The organism is Marinobacter sp. C1S70 (assembly GCF_000475355.1).
Classification (GTDB): domain Bacteria; phylum Pseudomonadota; class Gammaproteobacteria; order Pseudomonadales; family Oleiphilaceae; genus Marinobacter; species Marinobacter nauticus.
In genome coordinates this window covers 1-11,823 of the sequence record NZ_AXBW01000011.1, presented here as the reverse complement: position 1 = coordinate 11,823, position 11,823 = coordinate 1, and the positions used below count along the sequence as shown (strand labels likewise).

Sequence of the window (11,823 nt, the reverse complement as noted above, 5' to 3'; positions counted from 1 at the left end):
CATTTTCCTGTCCCGCTTTTTCTTTGATGAACTGAGAGGTTTTCGATGGAACTCACCGCCCTGACCGCTATTTCTCCGGTCGATGGCCGCTACGGCAGCAAAGTCAGTGTATTTCGCAGTATTTTCAGTGAATACGGCCTGATCCGTAACCGGGTAACCGTCGAAATCCGCTGGTTGCAGAAACTGGCTGCCCATCCGGCGATTACCGAAGTGCCCGCGTTTTCCGCCGAAGCCAATGCGTTTCTGGACAAGATGGTCAACGAGTTCAGTCTGGCCGATGCTGAGCGAATCAAGGAAATCGAACGCACCACCAACCACGACGTCAAAGCGGTTGAGTACCTAATCAAAGAAAAAATTGCCGACGTGCCTGAGCTGCACGCGGTGACCGAATTTGTTCACTTTGCCTGCACCTCCGAGGACATCAACAACCTGTCCCATGGTCTGATGCTGCGCGAAGGCCTGGATCACGGCCTGCTGCCGGCCATGGACAACCTTGTCGAAAAGCTGGCCGAGCTGGCCCGGCAGCACGCTGAACAGCCCATGCTGTCCCGCACCCACGGTCAGACCGCCTCCCCGACCACGGTCGGCAAGGAACTGGCCAACGTGGTCTATCGCCTGCGCCGCCAGCTGATGCAGATCCGCGAAGTGGAAATCATGGGCAAGATCAACGGTGCAGTGGGTAACTACAACGCCCACCTGTCTGCCTACCCGGACGTGGACTGGGCTGCCAACGCCGAAGAATTCATTGAGAGCCTGGGCCTCGACTGGAACCCGTACACGACCCAGATCGAACCCCACGACTACATCGCCGAACTCTATGATGCCATTGCTCGCTTCAATACCATCCTGATCGACCTGGACCGGGACATCTGGGGCTACATCTCCCTGGGCTATTTCAAACAGAAAACGGTGGCCGGTGAAATCGGATCTTCTACCATGCCGCACAAGGTGAACCCGATCGACTTCGAGAACTCCGAAGGCAATCTGGGCATCGCCAACGCCCTATTCAGCCATTTGTCCGCCAAGCTGCCGATTTCGCGCTGGCAGCGTGACCTGACCGACTCTACCGTACTACGCAACCTGGGCGTTGGCTTTGCTCACAGCCTGATTGCCTACGAAGCCACCCTCAAAGGTCTGGGCAAGCTGGAAATCAACCCTGCCCGTCTGAACGAAGACCTGAACAACGCCTGGGAAGTGCTGGCGGAGCCGATCCAGACCGTGATGCGCCGTTACAACATCGAGAAACCCTACGAAAAGCTCAAGGACTTGACCCGCGGCAAGGCCATGACGCCCGAAGTCATCAAGAATTTCGTGGAAACCCTGGAGATCCCGGAACAGGCGAAGGCCGAGCTGCGCGCCCTGACCCCGGACAACTACATCGGTAACGCGATCGACCAGGCCAAAGACATCTAGGCAGGAGCAACACCATGGATATGCTTGGCGGGCTGACAGCCAATGAATTTCTGCGCGACTACTGGCAGAAAAAGCCACTGGTTATCCGCCAGGCGTTTCCCGGTTTTCAGTGCCCGGTCAGCCAGGATGAGCTGGCCGGACTGGCCTGCGAGGAAGCCGTTGAATCCCGCATCGTCATCGAGAACGATGCCGGAAAACCCTGGCAACTTCACAATGGCCCGTTCACTCCCGATCGTTTCAGCGAGCTGCCGGAGCAGGACTGGACCCTGCTGGTTCAGGGCCTGGACCACTGGGTACCGGAAATCTCTGATCTGCTCGACAACTTCCGGTTCATCCCCAACTGGCGGCTGGACGACATCATGGCCAGCTACGCACCGACAGGCGGTAGCGTTGGGCCCCACTACGATATGTATGACGTGTTTCTGCTGCAGGCCCAGGGCCACCGACGCTGGACCTTCGGCGGACACTGTGACCACAGATCGCCCCGGGTAGAAGGTACACCCTTACGGATTCTGAGCAGTTGGGACGGTGAAGAAACCGTGACCCTGGCGCCGGGTGACATGCTGTACCTGCCACCGGGCGTTGGCCATCATGGGGTGGCGGAAGACGACTGCATTACCCTGTCTGTGGGTTTTCGGGCACCTACCGTCGACGACGTACTGACCAGCTTTACCGACTACCTGAGCCAGAAGGAAAAAGCGGCTGAACATCTGGATGACCCGGATCTTCAGGTTCAGGATAACCCCGGAACCATCGGCGCCGATGTCGTCGACCGTCTCGACGCCGTGATTCGGGAGCAACTCGGTGATCGCCGCAATCTGGCGCTTTGGTTCGGGCAGTTCGCCACCGCCCCCAAAAGCATGGACATCGTCGTTCCAGCCGACGAGCCAGCTGAGCCTGATGATCTGGCCGAAGCCATCCGGGCCGGCGAACAGCTGCGCTGGAACGAAGGCTCCCGCTTCGCTTACCATGAGCTGAATGATGAGACCGCCCTGTTTGTTGATGGCGAACAGTTTCTGCTCAAGGGCGATGCCCGTCCGCTGGCCCCCCTGCTCTGTGCCCGCTCCCGCATTGATATGGCGACACTGGCGGAATTTGCCGGCGACGAAGCCTTGCTGGGGCTGTTAACTAACCTCTACAACCAGGGCTCGATCTATTTCGAGTAAGCCATGGATCTGAGATTTCGAAAATACAGCTGGCAACTGGCACCCGGGTCGGTTCGCGAGATTCGCCAGCGGGTGTTTATCGATGAGCAGAAGGTGCCGCCAGAGCTTGAGTGGGATGACACCGACGAGATTGCTGATCATTATCTTGCCGTCGATGCGTCCAACCAACCCGTGGCCACCGCCCGCCTGTTTTCCGCCCTGGAAGAAACCGGCTACATCGGCCGCATGGCCGTGTTACCGGAAGCCCGGGGCAAAGGTGTTGGAGAAGCCCTGCTCAGGCACCTGATCGCCGAGTCTGCCGGCCGTTACCAGGAACTCCGGCTCTCAGCCCAGGAACATGCCACTGGTTTTTACCAACGATGCGGCTTCCACATCTGTTCGCTTACCCCCTATGAGGATGCCGGCATTCCGCACCTCGACATGCGCTGTCTGGCACCGGATCTCGCCCATCGGGCCGGTGCAGGACGCAGCAACCCGTTAATCCTGGGAGCCGATGAGGAATCCTGGCTGTTTGACCAGCCCTCATCCTTCATGAACCTGATGGATTCCCTGGTTGGCCAGGCTGGCCAGCGCCTATGGCTTTACGACCGGATTCTGGACCATGAATTCTACGACAGGCATCGCCTGCGGGAATTGGTCTCTGCCCTCGCCCGTCGCCATCGACTGAGCGAGGTCCGTTTATTGATTCACGACGACAAGCCATTAGTGCAACGACGACACCAACTGGTAGAACTGATGCGCCGGCTCACCAGCCGCATTGAGCTCCGGCTGGTGAACGAGGACTACCCCATGGAGGATCAGCCCTTCCTGCTGGTCGACCGCCAGGGCGTGTTGTACCGACACAGCTTTGACAAGCCCGAGGGCTTTGCCGATTTTTCCGCCGGCCGGCGGGTCCGGCTGATGGAAGAGGCGTTCCAGAAAATGTGGGACGCCGCGCGCCCCTCTCTGGAGTTACGCGAACTACCGCTCTGAGTGGGACACCTGAACCGCCTGAGGTGACTCGAAACTGGCCCCGAATGGCGCAAATTCCTCATCCACTTCTTCCGCCACTTCCACAATCAGTTTGCGCAGCCACTGATGGTCCGAGTTGTGCTGCAGCAGCGGGCTCCAGGCCATCTTGAGTTCAAAGGGCGGAATCTCAAAAGGCGGCACCTTAACCACCAGATTTGGATTATCTTTTTGCAGCCAGGCTGCTCTCGATGGCAGCGTGGCAATCAGATCGTGTTGTTCCGCCAGCAGCATCGCCACCTGATAATGGCGCGTAAACACGGAAATCTGGCGCTTGCGCCCCATTCGGCCCAACGCCTCGTCCACCCAGCCCAGGCGTTGAACATCCTTCGGATTCACCCCCACCCCGACACCAAAACCGGTCTTGCTGACCCAGATATGACTGGCGTCCAGATAGGTATCCAGTGTAAACGGCTCTTTCAGGATCGGGTTCCGGGCGTTCATCAAGCACGCAAAGTATTCCGTCCAGAGGGTTTTCTGATGAAATGACTGGGGAATCTTGTCGAAACGGTTAATCGCCATGTCCAGGCGACCCTGCTCCACATCCAGAAAACTGACATCACTGGGCGTCAGAACATCCAGCGTGACATGCGGTGCTTCCTGTCGGATACGGCGCAACACCCGTGGCATCAGGCAGGATTCCGCGTAATCACTGGCCATGATCCGGAACACCCGCTGGCTCTCACCGGCCGCAAATGGCGTTTTTTCCTGCACCGCCTGCTCGATATCCGATAGAATCCCGCGAACCAGTGGCTGCAATTCCCTGGCCCGCTCGGTGGCCGTCATGCCTTCACTGGTTCGCACCAGCAGGGGATCGCCAAACAGATCCCGCAGCCTCCGCAAACCGTTACTCATGGCCGGCTGAGTGATGCCAAGGTGATTAGCCGCCTTGGTTACATTGCGCTCCCGCAACAGCACATCCAGGTACACAAGCAGGTTCAGATCAACACGGGAAATGTCCATAGGCAGCCAGACCTCACCGTCAGCAGCAGAGTGTATTATTCATTTCCGCAATATACAGGAATCTGAAAATTCACGTAATAAATGAGCCTACTGCCCTGATTACAACCTGAAAAGGACGGGATAGCATATTTCTGCTAGGCTTTCAGGGCGTTACCGAATAATATCAAAACCAATAAAACAAGCCCTCGGGCCAGACGTTCATTCAATCCGGAGCCTAACCCCACACCATGGATACCACTACCATTGTGCTGCTGCTCGCCGCGATCGTCACCGTTTCCCTGGTTATTATCGTTTTCAGCCAGATGCGGGAAAAAGCGAGGATCGAACGCGTTCGCAAAATGACGGCTCAGGAAGATGCCTACAACAAGGCCTACCGCCTGCTTACCGATATTCCCGGCCAATACCTCACGCCAGACCTTAAACTGCTGCTGCTCAAGCGCATGGAAGACGCCTGCCAGGAACTGACCGCGCTGAAGAGTGATCAGCCGGTAAAACAGTGGCTGGAGAACATTGCGCAAACCAAAAAGCAGATTCTGGAAAAGAACGACCAGCGCCCACCCGTAAAAGTCGACTCTCCGGAAAAGTCCACCTACATCAAAGAACTGCTCCAGGCCTTGTTCAAGCTGATTGAGGCTATGCATAAAGCCGGCCGGATAGACTCTGCCACCGCCAAGAAGAATCTGAAGTATGTTCTGTTTCTGGTGCATAAAACCCACGCCGACCTGCACGTTTTCCAGGCCCGGGATTTCATTCGCCAGAACCAGATCCGCAAGGCCATTCACGCTTATCACCTTGCCAGTACTGAGATGGGCAAATCCCGGGACAACCCTCTGGCCATGAAAGCGGTGAAGAGTTTCCGTACCCGCATCAAGGAACTTGAGGAAATGAGCACAGAGGGCAAGATGAATGAGGAAAGCCATTCCAAGCTGGACAAGGAATGGGACAACTTTCTGCAGGACGACGGCACCTGGAAGAAAAAAGCGGATTACGACGACTGAACGCCGCTTCGTAAACGCCCATATCTCAAGGATGACGCAACATCGTGTTTAACAGAATCAGGCAACGGCTCTCCTATCGCCTCACCCGGGACACGGTCCTGGTCGCCATGGTGCTGGGCCTGGTACTGAACCTGATCCAGATTACCCTGGACTACTTCACCGCCCGGGAATCGATGGATCGCGAAGTTCGCGCCCTGATTGAAATCAGCCAGAGCCCGGCATCCCAGATTGCCTACAACATTGATGTCCGGCTCGCGGAGGAGCTGCTCGACGGCCTCTTGCAACACCCTGCCACCATAGACGCCCGAATTATTGACAGCGATGGCCAGACCATGGCTGCGGCCAGCCAGAGCAGCCCGGTTTCCCGCTATCGCTGGATCAGCGATCTGCTGTTTGGCGCCAGCCGCGTGTTCAATGAGGAACTGCAGGTGCCGCAATTGGCGGATCTGCCTCTGGGCCAGCTTGTTGTAACCATCGACACCTATCATTACGGCATACAGTTTCTCACCCGGGCGACCAATACCCTGATTATCGGGCTGCTGAAAAGCCTTGCGCTCTCCGGTGTACTGCTCGCCATTTTCTATTTTGTGTTGACCCGGCCCATGATGAACGTCATCAACGCCCTCAGTCAGGTGCGGGCAAGTTCTCCGGAGAAAGTCCGGCTTCCGATTCCGGAAAACCACAAAGGTGATGAAATCGGCACCATGGTGGGCATCATCAACCAGCACCTGGAAAACATGGAAGTGAGCGTAGCCAAGCTGCGATCCGCCGAAAGCGCCATGAAAAACTATTCCAGCCAGCTGGAACGGGAAGTGGAGGACCGCACCCGGGAGATTTCGGAAAAAAATGAAGCTTTGCTGCGCGGTAACCGGGCGCTGGTCCGCGCCAAGGAAGACGCTGTTCGCAGAGCTCGCGCCCGGGCCAACTTTCTGGCAAGCATGAGCCACGAAATCCGCACACCACTCAACGGTGTTCTGGGCATGTTGGGTCTGGCACTGGAAAGCGAGAAAGACGCAGGTCAACGCAATCGCCTGGAAATCGCTCTGAATGCCGGTGAGAGCTTACTCGGCCTGCTCAACGACATTCTCGACATCTCCAAGGTAGAGGCTGGCAAACTCTCCCTGGAAAGCATTCCTTTCAGCATGAGAAAACTGATTGAAGAATGCGCAACCCTGCACGCTCAACAAGCCCGGCGCAAAGGCATTAACCTGGTTAACGAGACCGCGCCGGATTTGCCAGAGCATTTTCTGGGGGACCCCACCCGTACCCGTCAGATTCTGAACAATCTGCTCAGCAATGCCATCAAATTCACCGATGCAGGAACCGTAAAGATTCGCACCAGCTGGTCCGGGGGCAGCTTGCGACTGGAAGTCATCGACACCGGGATCGGTATGTCGAGAGAAGGCCTGCACCGGATATTCTCACCGTTTTCCCAGGCCGATACTGACACCACCCGCCTCTACGGCGGAACCGGGCTTGGGCTGACACTCTGCAGACAACTGGTGGAGCGAATGCATGGCCAGATTCTGGTGGATTCCAAGGAAGGCACCGGAACCCACTTTACCGTGACCCTGCCGCTTCCGGTACACCAGGGCGATGAACCGGAGATCGCAGAAGGCGTGCTACGACGCCTGAGCGATATTGGTATTGCCATGGCCCTGCCCCAGAGCAACCCTCACAGACTGGCCATTGAGTCCCAGTTACGTTCCTGGAACATACCGGTGCGAAGTGCCAGTCGGCATCCGGAGGGAATCCTGCTGATTGATGCCGCAAATTCGCCCCGGGAAAGCCTTGCCTTTGCCAATGACTGGCGAGGAGAAGGGGTGATTCTGGCCGATCAGTCCGGAACCGCAACCAGCAATCACCCCAGACACTGCGTCGTGGCACTGCCGCTGCGAAGGGACGACCTGTTCCGATGCCTCTGCGCAGCCGGCGGACTGGGTTCGGGTGGGCAATCAACACGCCCGGATCGATCCCTTGGCACAGGCCAGCAACCGATACCGGCTCTAAACATTCTGTTGGTGGAAGACAATCAGGTCAACCAGTTGGTGGCCAGCAGCCTGTTGAAGAAACTGGGGCACCGGGTAGATCACGCGGAGAACGGGCGCAGAGCCCTTGAGGCACTCCAAAACAAAACTTACGACCTGGTACTGATGGACTGCCAGATGCCGGTTATGGACGGTTACGAAGCAACCCGTGCTATCCGCCAGAACCCCCAATGGCAGACGCTACCCGTCATTGCGGTAACCGCCAATGTGATGCAGGGCGATCGGGAAGATTGCCTGGCATCGGGCATGAATGACTACATCACCAAGCCCTACAATCGTGACGAACTCAGGGCGGTTATCGCTCGCTGGGCTCCGCTGTCTCCAGAACCTCCAACAGACTCCTGAGTTCCTGTCGCAGTGACAGCAATCGCTCCGGTTCAATATCCAGACCACACATAAGGCGGCCGGGCACGTTCGCTGCCTTGGCCCGCAGCGCCCGTCCGGCATTGGTTAGCCTCAGCCCAACCACCCGTTCATCCTCGGCGAGCCGAGCCCGTTGCAACAGATCCCGCTGCTCCAGGCGTTTAAGCAGCGGCGTCAAAGTGCCCGAGTCCAGTCTTAATCTGGCCCCCAGGTCGCTGACCCGCGGCTTGATTCCCTCACGGTCCGCTTCCCACATCACCAGCATGACCAGGTACTGGGGATAGGTCAGCCCCAGCTCCTCCAGTAACGGCCGGTACCTGGCAGTCACCGCCCGGTTCGCTGCATACAGTGCAAAACAGATCTGGTTATCAAGCGCCAGTATCTGATCGTTATCTGTCATGGTCAGAGCAATTTCTCGATATCGGCGCGGATGTCGGCCGGCTTCGCCGTTGGCGCATAGCGCCGCACAACCTGACCTTCCCGGTTGACCAGAAACTTGGTGAAATTCCACTTCACTTTCTCAGAACCCATCAGGCCTTTGGCCTCACGTTTCAGGAACCGAAACAGCGGATGCGTGCCGTCACCGTTCACCTCAATCTTGGCGAACATGGGGAAACTGACACCGTAGTTCAGGGAACAGAACTGGCTGATGGCATCGTCGTTACCAGGATCCTGATTCATGAACTGGTTACATGGGAAACCCAGCACCTCAAACCCACGCTCCCCCAATTCGTCATGGAGCGACTGCAGCCCCTCAAATTGGGGCGTAAAACCACATTTTGAGGCCGTATTTACGATAAGCAGAACCTTGCCCCGATAATCGTCCATGGAAACTTCATGCCCTTTGATATCTTTGGCACTGAAGCTGTAAATGGTTTCGCTCGCCATGAAATATCTCTCCTGTATTGGCCGGCTTCGGCCGATTTGTATGAACGACTGATTTACATTGTGCACAATATAATTTCCCACAACAACACCGCAAATTGTCAGTTCGGGTCAGCCTGATGACACATCACTTCAAAGACGGTCCGTAAACTATCCTGATTTGGCCACAATTCCACACAATTGCCCCTGTTACCCCGAGGCGTCCCTCCGCTAGAATAAGGCTTTCGTTCAGAACCTTAGCGAAGGACCCAGGCTCCCATGCAGAACTTTTTCAAATCCGCCAAGCTCGACAATGTCTGTTATGAAATTCGTGGCGTGGTTCTGCGTGAGGCCCGCAGGCTCGAGGAAGAAGGGCACCGCGTTCTGAAGCTGAATATCGGCAATCCGGCAGCCTTCGAGCTCGACGTGCCGGAAGAAATCCAGCAAGACGTCATCTACAACATGCACCAGGCCCAGGGCTACGTGGAATCCAAAGGCCTGTTTTCGGCCCGAAAGGCCGTGATGCACTATTGCCAGCAGCGGGGCATCGCCAAAGTCGATATTGATGACATCTACCTGGGCAATGGCGTCAGCGAGCTGATTGTGATGTCCATGCAGGCATTGCTGAACACCGGCGACGAAGTACTCATTCCGGCCCCCGACTACCCGCTCTGGACCGCCGCCGTCACGCTGTCCAGCGGCAAGCCGGTGCATTACCGCTGCGACGAACAACAGGACTGGTTCCCGGACATTGACGATATTCGCAAAAAGATTACCCGTCGGACCCGGGCTATTGTGCTGATCAACCCGAATAACCCGACCGGTGCCGTGTATTCAGAGGAACTGCTACAGCAGGTTCTGGAACTGGCCCGGGAACACAATCTGATCATCCTGTCGGACGAGATCTACGACAAGATTCTCTACGATGGTACCCAGCACACATCCATTGCCTCGATGGCGGACGATGTGCTGTTTTTCACCTACAACGGTCTGTCCAAGAACTACCGGGCGGCCGGTTACCGTTCTGGTTGGATGATCATCAGCGGAGCCAAACACAAGGCCCGGGATCTGATCGAAGGCATCGACATGCTGTCGAACATGCGCCTTTGCGCCAACGTACCGGCCCAACTGGCAATCCAGACCTCTCTGGGCGGCTATCAGTCCATCAACGATCTGGTGGCACCGGGCGGGCGTCTGTACGAGCAGCGCGAGACCGCCTGGCGCATGCTGAACGACATTCCCGGGGTGAGCTGCGTCAAGCCCAAAGGGGCGCTGTACCTGTTCCCAAGGCTGGACCCCAAGCACTTCCCGGTGGTGAATGACGAGAAGCTGGTTCTGGATCTGCTGCTTCAGGAGAAAATTCTTCTGGTTCAGGGCTCGGCCTTCAACATTGATGACAAGCAGCATCTCCGGGTTGTTTTCCTGCCCAGAGCGGACACGCTGTCGGATGCCATGGGCCGTCTGGGCAATTTCCTTGAACACTATCGCCAGTAAACCGGAGTCAGTATGGCAGACATTCATGTCGAGGAATTCTACAAGGACGTTGCAATTGCTCTGGTTCAGCTCTACATGTCGTTTCCCCGGCGGGTAAACCTGTTCGTGGAGGATATCGCCGGGCCAGACGAGCCCGACGAATTCGGCCTGCACAGCAAACGCCATATGGCCTGTTTCGGTGCCCTGCTCTGGCTGTCCGAAGAAGGCCTGCTCCGTTACGTGGATACCATTCGCCAGGAAGCTCTGGATCAGGCGGTGCTGACCCGGGAGGCATTTGTTCGGCTCAGCGCCCCGGCCCCGCAGGCGCTTCTGAGGGAACTGTCGGCGGTTTCAAACGAGCCCGAATTGCCGCCTTCTGTTCAGAAAGACTTGTCCACCTATATTCATCTGCTGCGCTCCGCCCTGAAAAGCGGCAGCTCCAGCCGCATCAGTCTGGCGGTGCAATCAACCTTCTTCAACGATTCAGGCCTGCAACCCGTTCATTAAATGGCGTTAAGGTTCTTGAACCGCTGAACCGGATCCACATATATCGGTCAGAAAGGCAATACGTTTCCCGGTAAGCTGATACAGGAAAAAACCATGCGTATTCTGTTGTTTCTGGCCACCAACCTGGCCGTTATTCTGGTTGCCAGTTTTACCCTGCGACTGCTGGGGGTCGATAGTTATCTGGCACAACAAGGCATCGACTACGGCTCGCTACTGGCGTTTGCGGCGGTGTTCGGCTTCGCTGGTGCGTTTATCTCGCTGTTTCTCTCCAAGCCCATGGCGAAGTGGAGCACCAAAGCCCGGGTGATCGACTCGCCTCGCACGCCGGCGGAGCGCTGGCTGGTTGAAACCGTCGCGGAGCTGGCAAAGAAAGCCGGCATCGGCATGCCCGAAGTGGCGATCTTCCCTGCTCAGCAATCCAATGCCTTTGCCACCGGATGGAATAAAAACGACTCTCTGGTGGCGGTCAGCGAGGGGCTGTTAAGCCGCTTCGACAAGGACCAGATCCGGGCCGTACTGGGCCATGAGATTGGCCATGTGGCCAATGGCGACATGGTGACTCTGACGCTGATCCAGGGCGTGGTAAACACCTTTGTTATCTTCGCATCGCGGGTGATCGGCTCGTTCGTGGACCGGGTCATCTTCAAGAATGAGAACGGCCATGGTATCGGCTTTTTTGTCGTGAGCATCGTGGCAGAAATCGTGCTCGGCATCCTGGCCAGCACCATCGTATTCTGGTTCTCCCGTCGCCGGGAATACCGTGCCGACATTGCCGGTGCCCAACTGGCAGGGCGAGGCGCCATGATCAGCGCCCTGTCGCACCTGAAAAAGGAAAGCGAGGTTCCGGATCAGATGCCGGACACCCTGCAGGCATTCGGTATCAACCGGGGCGCCCGCGAAGGTCTGGCAGCAATGTTCATGACCCACCCGCCGCTGGAGGACCGAATTGCAGCGCTACAGAACGCCAAACTGTAATCACATGAAAAAGGGCGCCACACAGAGGCTGTGTAAAAACACGAT

General features: G+C 57.0%; 11 protein-coding genes. 8 read left to right on the top strand and 3 right to left on the bottom strand.

Annotated features, from left to right (window positions below):
- Positions 1-45 precede the first annotated feature (45 nt).
- Genes purB through Q669_RS19990 form a run of 3 tightly spaced genes read left to right on the top strand, consistent with a single transcriptional unit; the run spans position 46 to position 3,551 of the window.
- Positions 46-1,413, top strand: a complete 1,368-nt coding sequence (gene purB, locus Q669_RS02115) for an adenylosuccinate lyase (RefSeq protein WP_022991053.1) — start codon at positions 46-48, stop codon at positions 1,411-1,413.
- A gap of 14 nt (positions 1,414-1,427) precedes the next feature.
- Positions 1,428-2,579, top strand: coding sequence for a cupin domain-containing protein (locus Q669_RS02110; protein ID WP_022991052.1), 1,152 nt, complete (start codon positions 1,428-1,430; stop codon positions 2,577-2,579).
- Between the two features lie 3 nt (positions 2,580-2,582).
- Positions 2,583-3,551 carry a GNAT family N-acetyltransferase gene (locus tag Q669_RS19990; protein ID WP_022991051.1) on the top strand — a complete coding sequence of 323 codons (969 nt, stop codon included), beginning with the start codon at positions 2,583-2,585 and terminating at the stop codon, positions 3,549-3,551.
- On the opposite strand, the gene Q669_RS02100 is transcribed toward Q669_RS19990, so the two are convergent.
- Complete coding sequence (locus Q669_RS02100) at positions 3,540-4,550, bottom strand: LysR family transcriptional regulator (RefSeq protein WP_011785247.1); 1,011 nt, start codon at positions 4,548-4,550, stop codon at positions 3,540-3,542. The two genes, Q669_RS19990 and Q669_RS02100, sit on opposite strands and share 12 nt — an antisense overlap.
- A gap of 227 nt (positions 4,551-4,777) precedes the next feature.
- Between Q669_RS02100 and Q669_RS02095 the strand changes: the two genes are divergently transcribed.
- Positions 4,778-5,548 carry a hypothetical protein gene (locus tag Q669_RS02095; protein ID WP_011785248.1) on the top strand — a complete coding sequence of 257 codons (771 nt, stop codon included), beginning with the start codon at positions 4,778-4,780 and terminating at the stop codon, positions 5,546-5,548.
- A 44-nt stretch (positions 5,549-5,592) separates the two neighbouring features.
- Positions 5,593-7,941, top strand: a complete 2,349-nt coding sequence (locus tag Q669_RS02090; RefSeq protein ID WP_011785249.1) for an ATP-binding protein — start codon at positions 5,593-5,595, stop codon at positions 7,939-7,941.
- On the opposite strand, the gene Q669_RS02085 is transcribed toward Q669_RS02090, so the two are convergent.
- Positions 7,892-8,359 (bottom strand): MarR family winged helix-turn-helix transcriptional regulator, encoded by a 468-nt coding sequence (locus Q669_RS02085; RefSeq protein WP_011785250.1) that lies wholly within the window; start codon positions 8,357-8,359, stop codon positions 7,892-7,894. The two genes, Q669_RS02090 and Q669_RS02085, sit on opposite strands and share 50 nt — an antisense overlap.
- Positions 8,360-8,361: 2 nt before the next feature.
- Positions 8,362-8,847 (bottom strand): glutathione peroxidase, encoded by a 486-nt coding sequence (locus Q669_RS02080; protein WP_011785251.1) that lies wholly within the window; start codon positions 8,845-8,847, stop codon positions 8,362-8,364.
- Between the two features lie 255 nt (positions 8,848-9,102).
- Here Q669_RS02080 and Q669_RS02075 point away from each other — a divergent pair, with 255 nt between their 5' ends.
- The 3 genes from Q669_RS02075 (at position 9,103) to htpX (ending at position 11,778) form a co-directional block, all read left to right on the top strand.
- The gene (locus Q669_RS02075) at positions 9,103-10,317 is read left to right on the top strand and encodes a pyridoxal phosphate-dependent aminotransferase (RefSeq protein ID WP_011785252.1); all 1,215 of its coding nucleotides are present in this window, start codon (positions 9,103-9,105) and stop codon (positions 10,315-10,317) included.
- A 12-nt stretch (positions 10,318-10,329) separates the two neighbouring features.
- The gene (locus Q669_RS02070) at positions 10,330-10,803 is read left to right on the top strand and encodes a hypothetical protein (protein ID WP_011785253.1); all 474 of its coding nucleotides are present in this window, start codon (positions 10,330-10,332) and stop codon (positions 10,801-10,803) included.
- A gap of 93 nt (positions 10,804-10,896) precedes the next feature.
- Positions 10,897-11,778 (top strand): protease HtpX, encoded by an 882-nt coding sequence (gene htpX / locus Q669_RS02065; protein ID WP_011785254.1) that lies wholly within the window; start codon positions 10,897-10,899, stop codon positions 11,776-11,778.
- The last annotated feature ends 45 nt before the right edge of the window (positions 11,779-11,823 follow it).

Bases quoted from the DNA above. Each gene is read 5' to 3' on its own strand.
- purB (WP_022991053.1), top strand. From the start codon at position 46: ATGGAACTCACCGCCCTGACCGCTATTTCTCCGGTCGATGGCCGCTAC.
- Q669_RS02110 (WP_022991052.1), top strand. From the start codon at position 1,428: ATGGATATGCTTGGCGGGCTGACAGCCAATGAATTTCTGCGCGACTAC.
- Q669_RS19990 (WP_022991051.1), top strand. From the start codon at position 2,583: ATGGATCTGAGATTTCGAAAATACAGCTGGCAACTGGCACCCGGGTCG.
- Q669_RS02100 (WP_011785247.1), bottom strand. From the start codon at position 4,550: ATGGACATTTCCCGTGTTGATCTGAACCTGCTTGTGTACCTGGATGTG.
- Q669_RS02095 (WP_011785248.1), top strand. From the start codon at position 4,778: ATGGATACCACTACCATTGTGCTGCTGCTCGCCGCGATCGTCACCGTT.
- Q669_RS02085 (WP_011785250.1), bottom strand. From the start codon at position 8,359: ATGACAGATAACGATCAGATACTGGCGCTTGATAACCAGATCTGTTTT.
- Q669_RS02080 (WP_011785251.1), bottom strand. From the start codon at position 8,847: ATGGCGAGCGAAACCATTTACAGCTTCAGTGCCAAAGATATCAAAGGG.
- Q669_RS02075 (WP_011785252.1), top strand. From the start codon at position 9,103: ATGCAGAACTTTTTCAAATCCGCCAAGCTCGACAATGTCTGTTATGAA.
- Q669_RS02070 (WP_011785253.1), top strand. From the start codon at position 10,330: ATGGCAGACATTCATGTCGAGGAATTCTACAAGGACGTTGCAATTGCT.
- htpX (WP_011785254.1), top strand. From the start codon at position 10,897: ATGCGTATTCTGTTGTTTCTGGCCACCAACCTGGCCGTTATTCTGGTT.